Below are 15,889 nucleotides of genomic sequence, written 5' to 3'. Positions count from 1 at the left end.
GCTAAGGGGCAAGATTATGGAAGCAATCAAAGATTTCTTTGGCAGCCTGATGCTGTCCGAGATGCTCAAAGGCATGCGCCTGACGGGGAAGTATTTCTTCAAGCGTAAAGTGACGCTGCGTTATCCCGTTGAAACCACGCCCGCTTCGCCACGTTTTCGCGGTTTGCACGCTTTGCGTCGCTACGAAAACGGCGAAGAGCGTTGCATCGCGTGCAAACTGTGCGAGGCAGTATGTCCCGCCATGGCTATCTCGATCGAATCAGCCGAACGTGAGGACGGCACCCGTCGCACCACGCGTTATGACATCGATCTGGCCAAGTGTATTTTCTGTGGTTTCTGTGAAGAAAGCTGCCCGGTCGATTCGATCGTGGAAACGCATATTCACGAATACCACGGCGAAAAACGCGGCGATTTGTACTACACCAAGGACATGCTGCTGGCTATCGGTGATCGCTACGAAGACGAGATCGCTCGTCGTCGTGCCGCAGATGCACCTTATCGCTAAGGCCGGAGCTCTACACTCATGTTATTTACTACTGTTCTGTTTTATGTGTTGGCGCTGGTGATGGTGGTGGCCGCGTATCGCGTGATCGCTGCCAAAAACCCGGTTACGGCCGTATTGCACTTGATTCTGGTGTTCTTCACGGCCGCCATGATGTGGATCACCATGGGGGCCGAGTTCCTGGGCCTTTTGCTGGTGGTGGTCTATGTGGGCGCGGTGATGGTGATGTTCCTGTTCGTCATCATGATGCTGGACGTACGTCAGGAATCCGCTGCCAAGAAATTCAAGGCTCATGTGCCGATGGGGCTGTTGATCGGCGCCATCATGGTTCTGGAAATGGGCTTTGTGCTGACCAAGCTGTGGTTCACAACGGCACCTGCTGCCGCAGTGGCTGCGGACTACAACAACACCCGCGTCATTGGCGAGTTGATGTACTCCCAGTATGTACTGGCGGTGTTGCTGGGCGGCATTGTGCTGCTGGTTGGCATGATCTCGGCCATTGCGCTGACTCTGCGTAAACGTGAAGGTGTCAAGCGCACCGTCTCCAGCGAACAGGTCAAGGTTCGCGCCAAAGACCGTCTGCGCATGGTTTCTATTCCTTCTCAAACCGAAAAGCCGTCGGTGTCCAGTTCGGCTGACGCTGTCGTGCCAGGAGACAAATGATGATGACGCTGACGCTTGCGCACTATTTGGTCCTGGGCGCTGTGCTGTTCACGATCGGCCTGTTTGGCTTTTTCCTGAACCGTCGCAACCTGATTATCCTGCTCATGTCTGTTGAGCTGATTCTTTTGTCGGCCAACATGAACTTTGTGGCCTTCTCAACGTGGATGGGCAACGAGGCCGGTCAGGTGTTTGTCTTTTTCGTCCTGACGGTCGCAGCGGCCGAGGCGGCCATTGGTCTTGCAATTCTGGTTCTGTTGTTCCGTAACCTTAATTCGATCAATGTCCAAGATCTCGACCAGCTCAAGGGTTGATGGGATAGCACACTAATGAACTCCATAAATCTTTACTTAACGATTGCGCTTGCCCCCCTGGTGGGCTCGGCGCTAGCCGGTTTGTTCGGTACCGGCTTTCTGGGTCGATTTATCGGCAAGACAGGCGCTCACCTGATCACGATCGCGGGCGTGCTGCTTTCTTTTGTCGGCTCGGTCATGGTCCTGTTTCAGGTTCTGGACGGCCAGACCTTCAATGGTCCGGTCTACACCTGGATCACCATTGGCAGCATTCAGTGGGACATCGGTTTTCTGATCGACAAGCTCACTGCCCTGATGATGGTGGTGGTCACTTCCGTATCGCTGATGGTGCACATCTACACCATTGGCTACATGAAAGATGACCCCGGTTATCAGCGCTTTTTCTCCTACATCTCGCTGTTTACCTTCTCGATGCTGATGCTGGTCATGTCCAACAACATGTTGCAGCTGTTCTTCGGTTGGGAAGCAGTGGGTCTGGTCTCCTACCTGCTGATTGGTTTCTGGTACGAGCGCAAGACCGCGATTTTCGCCAACATGAAGGCCTTCCTGGTCAACCGTGTGGGTGACTTCGGTTTTGCTCTGGGGATTGGCTTGCTCTACGCCTACACCGGCTCCATGAACTACAGCGACGTGTTCGCCAAGGTTCAGGAACTGAGCACCATGACATTCCCCGGTACCGACTGGCAATTGCTGACCGTTGCGGCTCTGGCCCTGTTTGTAGGTGCCATGGGTAAATCGGCTCAGGTTCCTTTGCACAGCTGGTTGCCTGACTCCATGGAAGGTCCTACCCCTATCTCGGCACTGATTCACGCCGCGACCATGGTGACGGCCGGTATCTTCATGGTGGCGCGTTTCTCGCCTGTGTTTGAACAGTCGACAACCGCGCTGTCCTTCATCATCGTGATCGGTGCAACCGGTGCCTTGTTCCTGGGCTTGCTGGGTATTATCCAGAACGACGTCAAACGCGTTGTGGCGTACTCCACCTTGTCCCAGCTCGGTTACATGACGGTGGCTCTGGGAGCTTCGGCTTACTCGGCCGCTGTGTTCCACCTGATGACGCACGCCTTCTTCAAAGCCTTGCTGTTCCTGGGCGCTGGTTCGGTCATTATCGGCATGCATCATGATCAGGACATCCGCAACATGGGTGGTCTGCGCAAGTACATGCCTATTACCTGGCTGACATTCCTGATCGGTACGTTGGCGCTGGTGGGTACACCGTTCTTCTCGGGTTTCTATTCGAAAGAGCACATCATCGAAGCCGCAGGCGAAGCTGGCATTTGGGGTTCGACCTATGCTTACTACGCCACACTGATCGGTGTGTTCGTTACCTCGCTGTACTCCTTCCGTCTGTATTTCCTGGTCTTCCACGGCAAAGAGCGCTTCCGTGATGTCAAACACGACGAGTCGCATGCTCATGATGATCATCACGCTCACGGTGGTGATCCTCACGAGTCGCCCTGGGTGGTGACGCTGCCTCTGGTTCTGCTGGCCATTCCATCGATTTTCGCTGGTATCTGGTTTGTGGATCCGCTGCTGTTCGGTGGTTACTTTGACGGCATTGTTACGGTTCTGCCCGACCACCCTGCAATGGCAAACCTGGCTGCCCACTGGACTGATTGGATGGCATATGCCTTGCATGGTTTTGTGACGGTGCCATTCTGGCTGGTTGTAGCCGGTGCGGTGGTGGCTTGGTACATGTACCTGGTCAATCCCGCCTTGCCTGCCGCTATCAAAAAGAACTGCTCTTTTATCTACCGTATCCTGGAGAACAAGTACTACGTTGACTGGTTCAACGAGCAAGTGCTGTCTCGTGGCGTTCGCTGCCTGGGTACGGGCCTTTGGAAAGGTGCTGACCGCGGTCTGATTGACGGCCTGGTGGTCAACGGTAGTGCGCGCGTAGTGGGCTGGGTGGCTGCAATCAGCCGTCATATCCAGTCCGGCTATGTCTATCACTACGCCTTTGCCATGATCCTCGGGATCCTGGCGCTCTTATCCTTTTTTGTACTGACGGTTCGGTAATGGCTAGCGATATGGCGTCTTCTACTCTTCCTTGGTTAACGCTGGCGATTTTCGTACCCATCGTCGCTGGCCTGTTGGTGCTGGCTCTGGGGCGTGATGATCGTCCCACCTTCACCCGCTGGCTGGCTCTGCTGGGTTCGATTGCCGGTCTTGTTGTCACTATTCCTCTGTACACGGGCTTCAATCCGGGTACAGCCGACATGCAGTTTGTCGAGCTGGCCCCCTGGATTGATGCCTTCAAGGTGAATTACCACCTTGGTGTGGACGGTATTTCCATGTGGTTTGTTCTGCTGACCGCTTTCATCACGGTGATCGTGGTGCTGGCGGGCTGGCAGGTGATTACCAGCCGCGTGGCGCAATACATGGGTGCCTTCCTGATCCTGTCGGGTCTGATGGTTGGCGTGTTTGCCGCTCTGGATGGCTTGCTGTTCTACGTGTTCTTTGAAGCCACGCTGATCCCGATGTATCTGATCATCGGGATCTGGGGTGGTCCAAACCGCGTGTATGCATCGGTCAAGTTCTTCCTTTACACCCTGATGGGCTCCCTGCTGACGCTGGTTGCTTTCATCTACCTGTGGAACGTGTCCGGCGGCACTTTCGATATCCTGACCTGGCACAAAGTTCCCCTGGACTACACCACGCAGGTGCTGATCTTTGTGGCGCTGTTCATGGCGTTTGCAGTGAAAGTGCCTATGTGGCCTGTCCACACCTGGTTGCCGGATGCCCACGTGGAAGCACCTACCGGTGGTTCCGTGGTGCTGGCCGCCATCATGTTGAAACTGGGTGCTTACGGTTTCCTGCGCTTTTCCCTGCCCATCGCTCCTGATGCCTCGCAAGGTCTGGCCGGAATCATTATTGCCTTGTCCCTGGTCGCGGTGATCTACATTGGTCTAGTCGCCATCGTTCAGGACGATATGAAAAAGCTGGTGGCTTACTCCTCTGTGGCTCACATGGGTTTTGTCACACTGGGCTTTTTCGTATTCAACACCACGGGTATGGAAGGCGCGATCATGCAAATGATCTCGCACGGTTTCGTGTCTGGCGCCATGTTCCTGTGTATTGGCGTTCTGTACGACCGTCTGCACAGCCGCCAAATTGCCGATTACGGTGGTGTGGTCAAGGTCATGCCTCGTTTCGTCACCTTCTTTGTGCTGTTCTCGATGGCCAACAGCGGTTTGCCAGGCACCAGCGGTTTTATCGGTGAGTTCACCGTCATCATGGGTGCGGTTGAGTACAACTTCTGGATTGGTCTGTTGACTGCAACAGCGCTGATTACAGGTGCGTCTTACTCGCTGTGGATGCTCAAACGTGTGGCTTTTGGCCCTGTCGGTAACGACAAGGTTGCCGGCATGAGCGACCTGAGCGGCCGTGAGTTCTTCGTTCTTGGCGTAATGGCGATTGCGGTGCTGGGCATGGGTGTCTATCCCAAGCCGTTCACCGAGGTCATGCACGTTTCGGTTGAAGCGTTGCTGCAACACGTCTCCATCTCGAAACTGTAGGCCGAATCACTATGGATACTACCTTTAACTTTTCTCTGGCTTTGCCCGAGATCCTGCTCCTGGTTCTGGCTTCGTGTGTGCTGATTTTTGATGCATTCAGTACACACAAACAGCGCCACTCGACGTTTGTTTTCAGCCTGCTGACGCTTGCCGTGGTTGCGGCCAGCGTGGCCTGGCAGTGGTCCAAGGGCGTTAGCGGCGTCTCGTTCGGTGGCCTGTTCGTCGTGGACGAGATGGCTCACTTCCTGAAGCTGCTCTCGTGTGCAGCCGTGGCCGCCACCCTGATTTACGGCCGTGAATACGCTGAGCAGCGTGACATGATGGAACGTGGTGGTGAGTTGTACACCCTGACTCTGATGGCTCTGCTGGGCCAGATGATCATGATTTCGGCCAACAGCATGTTGACGGCTTATCTGGGTGTGGAGCTGATGTCCTTTGCGCTGTACGCACTGGTTGCGCTGCGTCGTGAACATCGCCAGTCCATCGAAGCGGCTCTGAAGTACTTCGTGCTGGGTGCTTTGGCATCGGGTATCTTGCTGTACGGTATGTCCATGATTTTTGGCGCTACCGGCCATCTGGAATTCCCGCTCATCGCTGAAGTCATCTCCAACGGTCAAGCCGAGCGTCTGGCTCTGGTCTTTGGTGTGGTGTTTGTGGTGGCTGGTCTGGCCTTCAAATTGACGGCGGCTCCTTTCCACATGTGGACACCGGACGTCTACCAAGGCGCCCCAACCACCGTCACCCTGATCATCGGTGCTGCTCCCAAACTGGCTGCTTTTGCCGTGACCATGCGCTTCCTGGTTGAAGCCTTGCACGGTATTGCCGTGGACTGGCAGCCTATGTTGCTGATCATGGCTGTGCTGTCGCTGGCTCTGGGTAACCTGACGGCGATCATGCAAAAGAATCTCAAGCGTATGCTTGCGTATTCGACCATCTCGCACATGGGTTTCATTTTCCTGGGCTTGCTGGCTGGCGTGTTCAATGGCGAGACTCACTCTCAAGCCTACGGCGCTTCGTTGTTCTACGTGGTGATCTACGTTCTGACCACACTGAGCACCTTCGGCCTGATTCTGATCTTGAGCCGTCGCGGTTTTGAATGTGAAAACATCAGCGACCTGAAAGGTCTGAACCGTCGCAACCCTGGCTTGGCTCTGGTCTGGCTGCTGTCCATGTTCTCCCTGGCTGGTATTCCTCCGCTGTCCGGCTTTGCCGCCAAGCTGAGTGTTCTGCAAGCCGTGGTGGGGGCGGGCTATGTCTGGCTGGCCGTGTTTGCCGTGATCATGTCCTTGATCGGTGCTTTCTATTACCTGCGTGTTGTCAAGGTCGTTTACTTCGACGAACCCGAAGGTGAAGCGCATCCTGTGGCAACAGGCTTGATGACCAAGCTGGTCATGATGGTGAATGGTGTTCTGATTATCGGCCTGGGCTTGTTGCCGGGTGGCCTGATGGATACCTGCATCCGCGTGATTCAGTCTTCCTTGCAGTTTTAAGTAGGTAGCACTATGGACCAAAGCCTTTCCATCTGGGTCTTGATTGTTCTTTCCGTGATTACGGCAAACTTGCCGTTTCTTGTGGAAAAGCCCTTGCTGGTTTTGCCTTGGTCCTTGCCGGGCGAGCGCTCTGGTCTCTCGCCCTGGCTGCAACTGATTGTCGGCCTTGTGTACCTGGCCGTGCTGGCCGTGTTGGGCTTGGGAATCTACACAATGATTGCCTCCAGCTCTGGCCTGAACTCCTTGCCCGTTCTGTTGGGTAAGCTGCTTCTGGGTCTGGTATTGGTAGGAGCCATGTTTTACTTTCCGGTTTGGCGCTCGCGCCATCAGAAAGTGTCCAAAGGCTTTTTTTCTCGCCTTTTGGAAGTCTGTGCGTTTTACGGGATTGTGGGTGCGTTCGGCTTTGCTTTTGAAGCAAGCATCGGTAATCCGTTCAAACAGACTTGGGTGTTCTACACCATTACCTTTGCGTTGTTCTTGGTAATGGCGTATCCCGGTTTTGTGTATCGCTATTTGATGCGACACCCCAAGGGCAAGTTTGAGTAGTGGTGCTATTGAATAAAAAAACCTCGCAAATCAGTTTGCGAGGTTTTTTTATGTCTGGCCGCTCAAGGTCAAAAAACTGTTTGGTGCCTTTTTCAGTGCGTCAGTCCTAAAGTCTTGTCGTCCGATTATTATCCCGCCTGGATGCTCGATAGCTGTCTGTTGAAGGCCTGTTGGGCTAGACTTGCTTCGTTCGTCAGTCTAGCCACAAGCTGCCCGTACAATCGATCAAGGTTTGTCCAAAGGGGCATGGGTGGCACCAGCCACTCCCAGTCGCTTGCAGACGCCCTGAGCCTCTTGAGCGAGGACCAGCGTCAGTTGCTCGGCAGGCAGGGCACGGCCCAAGGCAGCACTTTGTCCGCTCCACAGGGAGCTGAATTCAGTGCGACCTTGTTTCTCGGCTTCGATACGTAGCGGGCTCAGTGCCGAACCCGCATGGGGGAATACCGGAGCACTGGTGCTTAACGGGCCGATTTCATCCATCAGGCGAGTGCGGATGCTGCGAGCCGGGCGGCCAGAGAACAAATTGGTCAGCGCTGTGCCGTCTGAACGACTATTGGACAGGGCTTGGCGATGCAGCGGGGTGATCTTGGATTCAGGACAGAACAAATAGGCAGTACCAATTTGAGCGGCGCTAGCACCCAAGGCCAGGGCAGCAGCAATACCGCGCCCATCGGCAATACCTCCGGCAGCAATCACAGGGATGCTGACAGCATCAGCAATTTGGGGAACCAAAGACAGGGTGCCTACTTGTGTATGCACCTTATCGTCCAGGAACATGCCACGGTGGCCACCGGCTTCCAGGCCTTGGGCGATGACGATGTCGGCACCGTGCTCTTGCAGCCAGACCGCTTCGGCCGTGGAAGTCGCACTGGACATGACCAGAGTGCCGACCTTTTTCACGCGTTCAAGCAGCTCGGGGGAGGGCAGACCAAAGTGAAAACTGACGACTTCAGGTTTTAATTCCTCAACCAATTCAGCATGTGGGTTGGAGAACGGTGCGCGTGCTGCTTTGGGCAGTTCCTGATTCGGATCCAGGCCGTATTCCTGGTAATAGGGGATTAATCGCAGCCGCCACTCTTGCAGGGCCTCTGGCTCCAGGCGCAGGTCGTCGTGACAAAAGAAGTTCAGGTTGATAGGGGCCGAGACAGCTTGCCGGAACAAACCCACTTGTTCCCGAATCTGTTCTGGGCTGAGCATGGCGCAGGCCAGAGATCCCAGACCGCCCGCGCGAGCAACGGCAATAGCCAGTTCGCTGTCTTGGGCACCTGCCATAGGGGCTTGAACGATGGGTTGCTCGATGTGAAGCAGATCCAGCAAAGTATTGTTGGGCCAGATGTACATGAAAGGCGTCCTCGTCATTTCGCGATAGCGTTTATCGTAGCAGGATGGGTTCAGGCTGGAAACTGACATCGTCGTGTACAGCTTGCGGTGTGCAGGGCCCGTGGCAGGCTACAATAATCGTCTTTTGGCACAATGGCTGTGCTGTATTTTTTGCTTTGTGGACGATCTGATGTCTCATCTCATTCTTCAAGGGCCGCGCCTAGATAGCGCCATCATCGAAAAAATTGCCGCAGTGGTGCAGGCCGATGGAGTGCAGGAGCTGGGGCCTACCGCCGTACGCCTGTTGGGTGCTGACGCCACGCAACGTGCCCACGTGCAAACCTTGTGCAAGACCGGCGCGATGGACTTTGCCTTTTTGGAGCAGATTGACCGCCTGAAAGAAATGCGTGTGCTGGCAATGGACATGGATTCCACGCTGATCAATATCGAGTGTATTGATGAGATTGCCGATATGGCTGGCCGTAAAGAGCAGGTTGCCACGATTACCGAAGCAGCCATGCGCGGCGAGATCAAGGATTTCTCCGAAAGCCTGAATCGCCGTGTTGCGTTTCTGGAAGGTGTGCCTGTCAGTGATCTGACTCGTGTCTATGAAGAGCGTTTGCAACCCAATCTGGGCGCAGAACGCTTGATTGCGACGGCTCATGCTCATGGCGTGAAAACCTTGTTGGTCTCGGGTGGCTTCACCTTCTTTACCGAACGTATGAAAGACCGTTTCAGCTTGAGCTACGCCCACTCCAATACCTTGGAAGTGGTGGACGGCACGCTGACCGGCAAGGTGCTGGGCGCAATCGTGGATGGTCAGGCCAAAGCTCGCTTCTTGCAGGAACTGGCTGTGGAACTGGGCGCTGGTCCGGAACAATGTATTGCGATAGGCGACGGGGCCAATGACCTGCCCATGATGTCCAAGGCCAAGTACTCGGTGGCCTACCGTGCCAAACCGGTGGTGCAGGAGCAAGCCAGCTTTGCGTTGAATCACTCTCCACTGGATGCCGTACTGAACTGGTTCCGCCTGGATGTTTGATGGTGGTGGATCGCCAGCGTAGTCTGGCGATGCAAAGTAAAGCTAAACGCAGCGCAGCAAACTACCTGAGAACCAGGCCAGGCAGAAAGAGGGGCAATGGAACGATGCGTCGATCCGGCTATTTCCTTATAGTGTGGGGCGCTTTTCTTGAGCCCGGAATTCGGTTTGTTGCCAAGCAAACAGTGCAATGGTTCGATCCGTATTCAGAACGCCTCATTGGCTAGAGTCAACACTCAAGTAGTCAGACTTTACCGTCGAAAAAAGAGCGCTGTCAGTGGCAGCGCTCTTTTTATGTCCAGCCTTGTTGTTAAGGCTTATTTCTCTTTGCGCAAACTGTTCAGCACATTACGTACGGCCTGGATGCGGTTCTTGATTTCCTCGCCCTTGGTAATTTCAATCTTCAGCTTGTCCGGTCCAGCCAGGCGCACCTGCTTGTTCTTTTGCACCAGCTCGATAATGCTGACTGCGTCTACATTGGGTTTGGAAGAAAACTGAATTGTTGCCTGGGCTTCGCTGGCATCGATTTTCACAATCCCTAATGGTTCGGCCTTGATGCGCAAGCGATGCACCGCCAGCAGGTTCTCGCCCGCCTCTGGCAGCAAGCCATAGCGGTCGATCAGTTCCTCATGGATATGGATCAGATCGTCTTCTGTACGAGCGTGTGACAGGGCCTTGTAGTGCCCCAAACGGGCATTCACATCCGGGCAGTAGTTGGCCGGCAGCAGGGCGGACGTGTGCAGGTTCACTTCGCACTGCAAGGCAAAGGGCGAATCCAAGTCAGGCTCTTCACCGGCTTTCAGGGCTTTGACGGCGGTGTTGAGCATATCTGCATACATGGAATAGCCTACTTCCTGAATGTCTCCGGATTGGGACTCGCCCAGTACTTCACCGGCACCCCGAATTTCGAGATCGTGCATGGCCAGGAAAAAGCCTGCGCCCAGCTCTTCCATGGCTTGAATAGCTTCCAGGCGTTTTTTCGCATTGCTGGTGATGGCATCTTCGCCGGGGGTCAGCAGATAGGCGTATGCCTGGTGGTGAGAGCGGCCGACGCGCCCACGTAACTGGTGTAATTGAGCCAGACCTAAGCGATCCGCGCGGTGGATGACGATGGTGTTGGCGGTTGGCACGTCAATGCCGGTTTCAATAATCGTGGTGCACAGCAGCACGTTGTAGCGCTTCTGGTAAAAGCCCTTCATGACGGCTTCCAGCTCGCGCTCGGGCATTTGACCATGAGCCACGGCAATACTGGCCTCAGGCACCAGCTCTTCCAGACGGGCGCGGCGGTTGTGGATGGTTTCAACTTCGTTGTGCAGGAAGTAGACCTGGCCACCGCGTTTTAATTCGCGCAGCAGGGCCTCGCGTATGGTGCTGCCATCTTCACGACGTACAAAGGTTTTGATCGCCAGACGTTTTTGCGGCGCCGTGGCAATCACGGAGAAGTCCCGTATACCCTCCAGAGACATGCCCAAGGTACGGGGGATAGGGGTGGCGGTCAGGGTCAGGATATCGACTTCGGCCCGCAACTGCTTTAGGGCCTCTTTTTGGCGCACACCAAAGCGGTGTTCCTCATCGATGATAACCAGGCCCAATTGTTTGAAGCGTACGTCCGAGGATAGGATCTTGTGCGTGCCAATCACAATATCGACGCTGCCGTCGCGCAGGCCCGCAATGGCGGCTTGGGTTTCTTTGGTCGAGCGGAAGCGAGACAGCTCGGCAACACGGATAGGCCAGTCGGCGAAACGATCTGAAAATGTTTGTGTGTGTTGCTCGGCCAGCAGGGTGGTTGGGCACAACAAGGCCACTTGTTTGCCATTGGCCACGGCCAGGAAAGCGGCACGCAGGGCGACTTCGGTTTTACCAAAGCCCACATCCCCACAAACGAGGCGGTCCATAGGCTGGCCGGAGGTCATGTCGTTTACGACTGCCTCAATAGCAGCGGCCTGATCCGGTGTTTCCTCAAAGCCGAAACCCTCGGAAAAGGCCTGATAATCATTCAGAGGCAGCTTGAACTGAAAGCCTTCACGAGCAGCGCGCTGGGCGTACAGAGCCAGCAGTTCAGCCGCGCTGTCACGTGCTTGCTTGGCTGCACGGCGGCGGGCTTTATCCCATTGGCCAGAACCCAGTTGGTGCAAAGGCGCATGCTCGGGGTCGGCACCGCTGTAGCGGGCAATGACGTGCAACTGCGCCACAGGCACATATAAGGTGCTGCCCTTGGCATATTCCAGATGCAGAAACTCGACCGGGCCTTCGCCCAGGTCCATTTCTTTCAGACCGCAGTAGCGACCAATCCCGTGCTCGGCGTGAACCACGGGGTCGCCCTCGCGCAGTTCCGACAGATCCCGCACCATTGCTTCCACATCGCTGCTGCGCTCGTTGCGGCGGCGGCTGCTTTGTGTGCGTGTCTGGGAGGGGTAAAGGTCATTTTCGGTCAGCAGACTCAGACTGTCGTGCACCAGCGCAAAGCCACGCGACAGGGGGGCGACGATTAGGGCAAAAGCGGCGTCCGACTCCAGAAAATCGGTCAGACTCTGACAGTCGGCTGCGGGCGACAGATCGTGGTCACGCAGCATTTGTAGCAAGGTTTCCCGACGGCCCGCCGAATCAGCGCACAGCACCGTCCGGTTCTTTGGGTCTAACACCTCTTGCCGCAATTGAGCCAACGGATCCTTGTCGCGTCGGTTGACTGCGACAAGGGGTAAAGCCTCGAAGTCTGGGTGGGCAATGGGCTGATCGTCAGCTTGCGTGTTCAGACTGAGGCGACTAAAAGGTTTGATGCCGTTGAAAAACTGCTCATCAGACAGAAACAGGCTTTCTGGAGGCAAAATCGGGCGCTCACGGTCGTTTTTCAGGAAGGAAAAACGGCTATGGGTATCGCTTTGGAAGCGGCCAATCGCGTTTGGCGCGTCCCCGTGCGTGATGACCAGGCTGCCTGCTGGCACATAGTCCATCAAGGTGGCGGTCTTTTCAAAGAAGAGCGGCAGATAGTATTCGATGCCCGCAAAGGCAATGCCATTGCCTACATCTTTATAGGGCAGGGCGCGTGAAGGATCGCCTTCAAAAAACTCGCGAAAACGCGCCCGGAATTGCGTGCGCGCCTCTTCGTCCATAGGGAATTCACGACCGGGCAAGAGCTGGATTTCCTTGACCGGATACAGGCTGCGCTGGGTATCGATATCAAAGCTGCGTATGCTTTCGATCTCGTTGTCGAACAGGTCCAGACGGTAGGGCAGCACCGAACCCATAGGGAACAGGTCAATCAGGCCACCGCGAATACTGAATTCGCCCGGAGCGCTGACCTGTGTCATGTGGGTGTAATTGGCCAGCATCAACTGGGCGCGCAATTGCGCCTCGTCCAGCTCATCGCCCTGGCGGAAGGAAAAGGTGTAGGCGGCCAGAAAAGAAGGCGGTGCCAGACGATACAGGGCGGTGGTGACGGGAACCGTCAGCACATCAACCTCGTGCATGGTCAGGGCATGCAAGGTGCGCAAACGCTCGGAGATCAGATCCTGGTGGGGAGAGAAGCTGTCATAGGGCAACGTTTCCCAGTCCGGCAACTGGCGCACGCGCAGGGCGGGTCCAAACAACAGGATTTCCTCGGCCAGCCTTTGGGCGGTCAAGGGATCGGCACACAGTACCAGAATAGGCGCTTTATGCTGGCGGGCCAGGTCGGCAATCAGGCAGGCATCGCCCGAGCCAGGAGGCATGGGCTGCGAGTAGCGTTGACCGGGGCGTAAGGCGGCCAGCACATCTTGAGTGCTGGGCAGGGACAGGGAGTGCTGTTTTTCGGTTTCCATCAGGATTGTCATTATAAAATCACCCACCTATGAAGACTACCTTGATTGCAATTGTTCCAGCCGCCGGTATTGGCTCGCGCGCCCTGGATTCTGCCACGAAGACGCAAGGCGTGCCCAAGCAATATCGTTTGCTGGGCGGGCAGCCCATGTTGCGCCGTTCGGTACAGGCTTTGCTGGCCGATGAGCGCATCAGCCAGGTGCGGGTGGCCGTGGCCCCCGGTGATACCTGGGCGACGGCGGCACTGGACGGCTTGCCGCGTACGGTTTGCCTGCCCTGTGGTGGTGACACGCGGGCTGAAACGGTGCTCAATACTGTGCAGAGCCTGGATAAGGACGAGCAGGCCTGGGTTCTGGTTCACGATGCCGCTCGCCCGGGTTTGCCCAAGCAGGCCCTGGCACGTTTGATTGATGCCTGCTTGCAGGCGCAACGTGGTGGCTTGTTGGCCTTGCCCGTGCCTGATACTGTCAAGCGCGCAACGCCTGCGGAGCCAGTGGGGGTGTTGGAAACGGTGGACAGAGAAGGACTCTGGCTGGCGCAGACTCCCCAGTTGTTTCCCGCCCGTGCCTTACGTGGGGCCTTACAAGCGGCTAAAGAACAGGGTTTTGTGGTGACGGATGAAGCTAGCGCCATGGAATTGGCGGGCAGCCAACCCTTATTAATATTGGGGTCGGCGCGGAATTTTAAAGTCACCTGGCCTGAAGATTTTGAATTGATGGAGAAGTGGTTATGAGCATGCCAATTCGCGTAGGACAAGGTTTTGATGTACATGTGCTGTGCGAAGGCCGGCCTTTGATCTTGGGCGGCGTCACCATCCCGCATACGCATGGCTTGATGGGGCATTCGGATGCCGATGCCTTGCTGCATGCCATTACCGATGCGATTTTGGGGGCGGCAGGCCTGGGCGATATTGGTCGCCACTTTCCCGATACAGACCCTCAATACAAGGGCGCTGATAGCCGTGTCTTGTTGCGTCATGCTTATGAGCAGGTGCGCGCTGCGGGTTGGTTGGTTGGGAATGTGGATGCCACGATTCATGCGCAAAAACCCAAGATCGCACCACATGCCCCGGCGATGGTGGCCAATATCGAGGCCGATCTGAAATTGGAACCTGGCAGTGTGAACATCAAGGGCAAGACAAACGAGGCGATTGGCTTTGTGGGGCGCCAGGAAGGGATTGCGGTCACCTCGGTGGCCTTGCTGTATCGCGCCTGAGTGGTTTTGGTCTGAGACTAGCCTTGGGCAGGGAAAATCCCTGCCCAAGTCTTATTCAGCTCAGGAAGTTTTGCTGTCCTTATCGGCCTGGGTTCCAGGCGCATTGCGACTGGCACGGATACGTGGCAATTGAATGCGAGCGGTCAAGCCTTCGGACGGAGCACTGACCAGTTCAAAGTGCCCTCCGACCTGTCCTAGCAAACGTTCCACAATCGCCAGTCCCAAACCTGCACCACTGACACCTGTGCGGGCAGAGACACCGCGCGAGAAGGGGCGCAGCAGGCGCTGGATGTCGCTTTTTGCAATACCGGCTCCCTGATCCTTGACGGCGATGATCAAAATATTGCCATGTTGATGCGCCGACAGCTCGATGCGTGCCCGATCATCTTCGGGACTGCGTCCATAGCGGCGGGCATTTTCGATCAGGTTAGAGACGATACGCTTCAAATCGTGTGCGCTGATGCGGGCATACAGATTGGGTTCGACGGAGGCCGTCAAAATGCCACCCAGCGATTCGGTATGCGTGCGCTCACGCTCGTAGACATCATTGAGCACGGCGGACACATCAATGCCATGCTCGGGCACAGCCGCAGCAGGACGGGCATATTCCATCAATTGACCAATACTGTGGTCAATCTGAGCCAAGTCCTCGTCAATGGCGGCACGAGTCTCGTCCGATACCTGACTTAATTCAATTTCCAGACGCATGCGGGCCAGTGGTGTGCGCAAATCGTGCGAAATACCGGCCAGCATGATCTCTCGATCCGCCTCTGTTTGGCGGATATCTCGGGCCATGCGGTTAAAGGCGATATTCATGTCACGGATTTCAACCGGGCCTTTTTCAGGCAGGGTGCTGGGTGTTTCACCACGAGCCAACTGCTGGGCCACTTTGGCCAGTTGGGCCAAAGGCCGGTTCACAAAGCGCACACTGACAGCGGCACCGATCAGGGCCAGCAGCAAGGCGGTAGCGCCCCAGCCCAGCCATTCCACTCCGGCGGTCAGACTTAATTGTTCGCGATCAAAGACCAGCCAATACTGATCGTCATTGATATCAAACGAAACCCAGATACCCGGCACGCTGTTGACCGACCACATGATCAAGGTCTGGCTGCCTAATGCGCCACGCACTTCGGTAGAGACATGCTGCCAGTAGTTGGAGCGCGGCAGGGGTTCAAGCTCGTCCGTGTTCTCGCGTGGTTGCACGCGCAGACTTTCCTTGGTGGCCAGATCCAGCAACAGGGCAGGTCGTACCGCCGGGGGTGCGTACACCAGAGCCGATCGGGTGATGCTGACAATGGACGCCACGCGTTGCGCCATTTGGGCTGCGCGTGGGCCTTCTTCCATACTGAAGAATACTTGCAGCCAGGCACCCAGGCTGACGAGCATTAACGCTGCGAGCAATAAAAAAGACCGGCTGAATAAACCCAGCCGGATACTTGAGTTTTTTGTTGCTCGGCGTTGGGCGGCCACGGCGGGCCGCCCGTCTTGCT

Annotated in this window: 13 protein-coding genes; 10 read left to right on the top strand and 3 right to left on the bottom strand. The window is 56.0% G+C overall.

The window, feature by feature from the left end; genetic code table 11:
- Positions 1-16 precede the first annotated feature (16 nt).
- Genes nuoI through CA948_RS08325 form a run of 7 tightly spaced genes read left to right on the top strand, consistent with a single transcriptional unit; the run spans position 17 to position 7,030 of the window.
- Positions 17-505, top strand: coding sequence for an NADH-quinone oxidoreductase subunit NuoI (gene nuoI, locus CA948_RS08355; protein ID WP_003801051.1), 489 nt, complete (start codon positions 17-19; stop codon positions 503-505).
- An 18-nt stretch (positions 506-523) separates the two neighbouring features.
- The gene (locus CA948_RS08350) at positions 524-1,165 is read left to right on the top strand and encodes an NADH-quinone oxidoreductase subunit J (RefSeq protein ID WP_042482517.1); all 642 of its coding nucleotides are present in this window, start codon (positions 524-526) and stop codon (positions 1,163-1,165) included.
- 2 nt (positions 1,166-1,167) lie between these two features.
- On the top strand, positions 1,168-1,476 hold the full coding sequence (nuoK, locus tag CA948_RS08345) for an NADH-quinone oxidoreductase subunit NuoK (protein ID WP_026483136.1): 309 nt from the start codon (positions 1,168-1,170) through the stop codon (positions 1,474-1,476).
- A gap of 15 nt (positions 1,477-1,491) precedes the next feature.
- Entirely contained in the window at positions 1,492-3,495 is a 2,004-nt protein-coding gene (gene nuoL, locus CA948_RS08340; protein WP_094197353.1) for an NADH-quinone oxidoreductase subunit L, read from the top strand.
- An 11-nt stretch (positions 3,496-3,506) separates the two neighbouring features.
- Positions 3,507-4,994: an NADH-quinone oxidoreductase subunit M gene (locus CA948_RS08335; RefSeq protein ID WP_162496904.1), complete on the top strand. Its 1,488-nt coding sequence runs from the start codon at positions 3,507-3,509 to the stop codon at positions 4,992-4,994.
- An 11-nt stretch (positions 4,995-5,005) separates the two neighbouring features.
- On the top strand, positions 5,006-6,484 hold the full coding sequence (nuoN, locus tag CA948_RS08330) for an NADH-quinone oxidoreductase subunit NuoN (protein ID WP_108727772.1): 1,479 nt from the start codon (positions 5,006-5,008) through the stop codon (positions 6,482-6,484).
- A 12-nt stretch (positions 6,485-6,496) separates the two neighbouring features.
- Positions 6,497-7,030, top strand: a complete 534-nt coding sequence (locus CA948_RS08325) for a DUF2818 family protein (RefSeq protein WP_094197350.1) — start codon at positions 6,497-6,499, stop codon at positions 7,028-7,030.
- A 225-nt stretch (positions 7,031-7,255) separates the two neighbouring features.
- Here CA948_RS08325 and CA948_RS08320 read toward each other — a convergent pair whose 3' ends face one another.
- The gene (locus CA948_RS08320; RefSeq protein ID WP_108727771.1) at positions 7,256-8,371 is read right to left on the bottom strand and encodes an NAD(P)H-dependent flavin oxidoreductase; all 1,116 of its coding nucleotides are present in this window, start codon (positions 8,369-8,371) and stop codon (positions 7,256-7,258) included.
- Positions 8,372-8,540: 169 nt separating this feature from the next.
- Here CA948_RS08320 and serB point away from each other — a divergent pair, with 169 nt between their 5' ends.
- The gene (gene serB / locus CA948_RS08315; protein ID WP_094198401.1) at positions 8,541-9,392 is read left to right on the top strand and encodes a phosphoserine phosphatase SerB; all 852 of its coding nucleotides are present in this window, start codon (positions 8,541-8,543) and stop codon (positions 9,390-9,392) included.
- A 314-nt stretch (positions 9,393-9,706) separates the two neighbouring features.
- On the opposite strand, the gene mfd is transcribed toward serB, so the two are convergent.
- The gene (gene mfd / locus CA948_RS08305; protein WP_108727769.1) at positions 9,707-13,186 is read right to left on the bottom strand and encodes a transcription-repair coupling factor; all 3,480 of its coding nucleotides are present in this window, start codon (positions 13,184-13,186) and stop codon (positions 9,707-9,709) included.
- A 29-nt stretch (positions 13,187-13,215) separates the two neighbouring features.
- Here mfd and ispD point away from each other — a divergent pair, with 29 nt between their 5' ends.
- The gene (gene ispD / locus CA948_RS08300) at positions 13,216-13,917 is read left to right on the top strand and encodes a 2-C-methyl-D-erythritol 4-phosphate cytidylyltransferase (RefSeq protein ID WP_108727768.1); all 702 of its coding nucleotides are present in this window, start codon (positions 13,216-13,218) and stop codon (positions 13,915-13,917) included.
- Positions 13,914-14,399 (top strand): 2-C-methyl-D-erythritol 2,4-cyclodiphosphate synthase, encoded by a 486-nt coding sequence (ispF, locus tag CA948_RS08295; protein WP_094197345.1) that lies wholly within the window; start codon positions 13,914-13,916, stop codon positions 14,397-14,399. Before ispD ends, ispF begins: the two co-directional genes overlap by 4 nt.
- A 60-nt stretch (positions 14,400-14,459) precedes the next feature.
- On the opposite strand, the gene CA948_RS08290 is transcribed toward ispF, so the two are convergent.
- The gene (locus tag CA948_RS08290) at positions 14,460-15,785 is read right to left on the bottom strand and encodes a sensor histidine kinase (RefSeq protein ID WP_108727767.1); all 1,326 of its coding nucleotides are present in this window, start codon (positions 15,783-15,785) and stop codon (positions 14,460-14,462) included.
- Positions 15,786-15,889: the final 104 nt, after the last annotated feature.

The sequence above is a fragment of the Alcaligenes aquatilis genome (assembly GCF_003076515.1).
Lineage (GTDB): Bacteria > Pseudomonadota > Gammaproteobacteria > Burkholderiales > Burkholderiaceae_B > Alcaligenes > Alcaligenes aquatilis.
The sequence above is the reverse complement of the archived record's forward strand: the minus strand, read 5'-3'. Positions and strand labels throughout refer to the sequence as shown.

What these genes read in the sequence shown, in the direction of transcription:
- serB (WP_094198401.1), top strand. Translation starts at nt 8,541, where the DNA reads ATGTCTCATCTCATTCTTCAAGGGCCGCGCCTAGATAGCGCCATCATC.
- CA948_RS08335 (WP_162496904.1), top strand. Translation starts at nt 3,507, where the DNA reads ATGGCGTCTTCTACTCTTCCTTGGTTAACGCTGGCGATTTTCGTACCC.
- CA948_RS08325 (WP_094197350.1), top strand. Translation starts at nt 6,497, where the DNA reads ATGGACCAAAGCCTTTCCATCTGGGTCTTGATTGTTCTTTCCGTGATT.
- mfd (WP_108727769.1), bottom strand. Translation starts at nt 13,186, where the DNA reads ATGGAAACCGAAAAACAGCACTCCCTGTCCCTGCCCAGCACTCAAGAT.
- ispF (WP_094197345.1), top strand. Translation starts at nt 13,914, where the DNA reads ATGAGCATGCCAATTCGCGTAGGACAAGGTTTTGATGTACATGTGCTG.
- nuoI (WP_003801051.1), top strand. Translation starts at nt 17, where the DNA reads ATGGAAGCAATCAAAGATTTCTTTGGCAGCCTGATGCTGTCCGAGATG.
- nuoK (WP_026483136.1), top strand. Translation starts at nt 1,168, where the DNA reads ATGACGCTGACGCTTGCGCACTATTTGGTCCTGGGCGCTGTGCTGTTC.
- CA948_RS08290 (WP_108727767.1), bottom strand. Translation starts at nt 15,785, where the DNA reads ATGCTCGTCAGCCTGGGTGCCTGGCTGCAAGTATTCTTCAGTATGGAA.
- CA948_RS08320 (WP_108727771.1), bottom strand. Translation starts at nt 8,371, where the DNA reads ATGTACATCTGGCCCAACAATACTTTGCTGGATCTGCTTCACATCGAG.
- ispD (WP_108727768.1), top strand. Translation starts at nt 13,216, where the DNA reads ATGAAGACTACCTTGATTGCAATTGTTCCAGCCGCCGGTATTGGCTCG.
- nuoN (WP_108727772.1), top strand. Translation starts at nt 5,006, where the DNA reads ATGGATACTACCTTTAACTTTTCTCTGGCTTTGCCCGAGATCCTGCTC.
- CA948_RS08350 (WP_042482517.1), top strand. Translation starts at nt 524, where the DNA reads ATGTTATTTACTACTGTTCTGTTTTATGTGTTGGCGCTGGTGATGGTG.
- nuoL (WP_094197353.1), top strand. Translation starts at nt 1,492, where the DNA reads ATGAACTCCATAAATCTTTACTTAACGATTGCGCTTGCCCCCCTGGTG.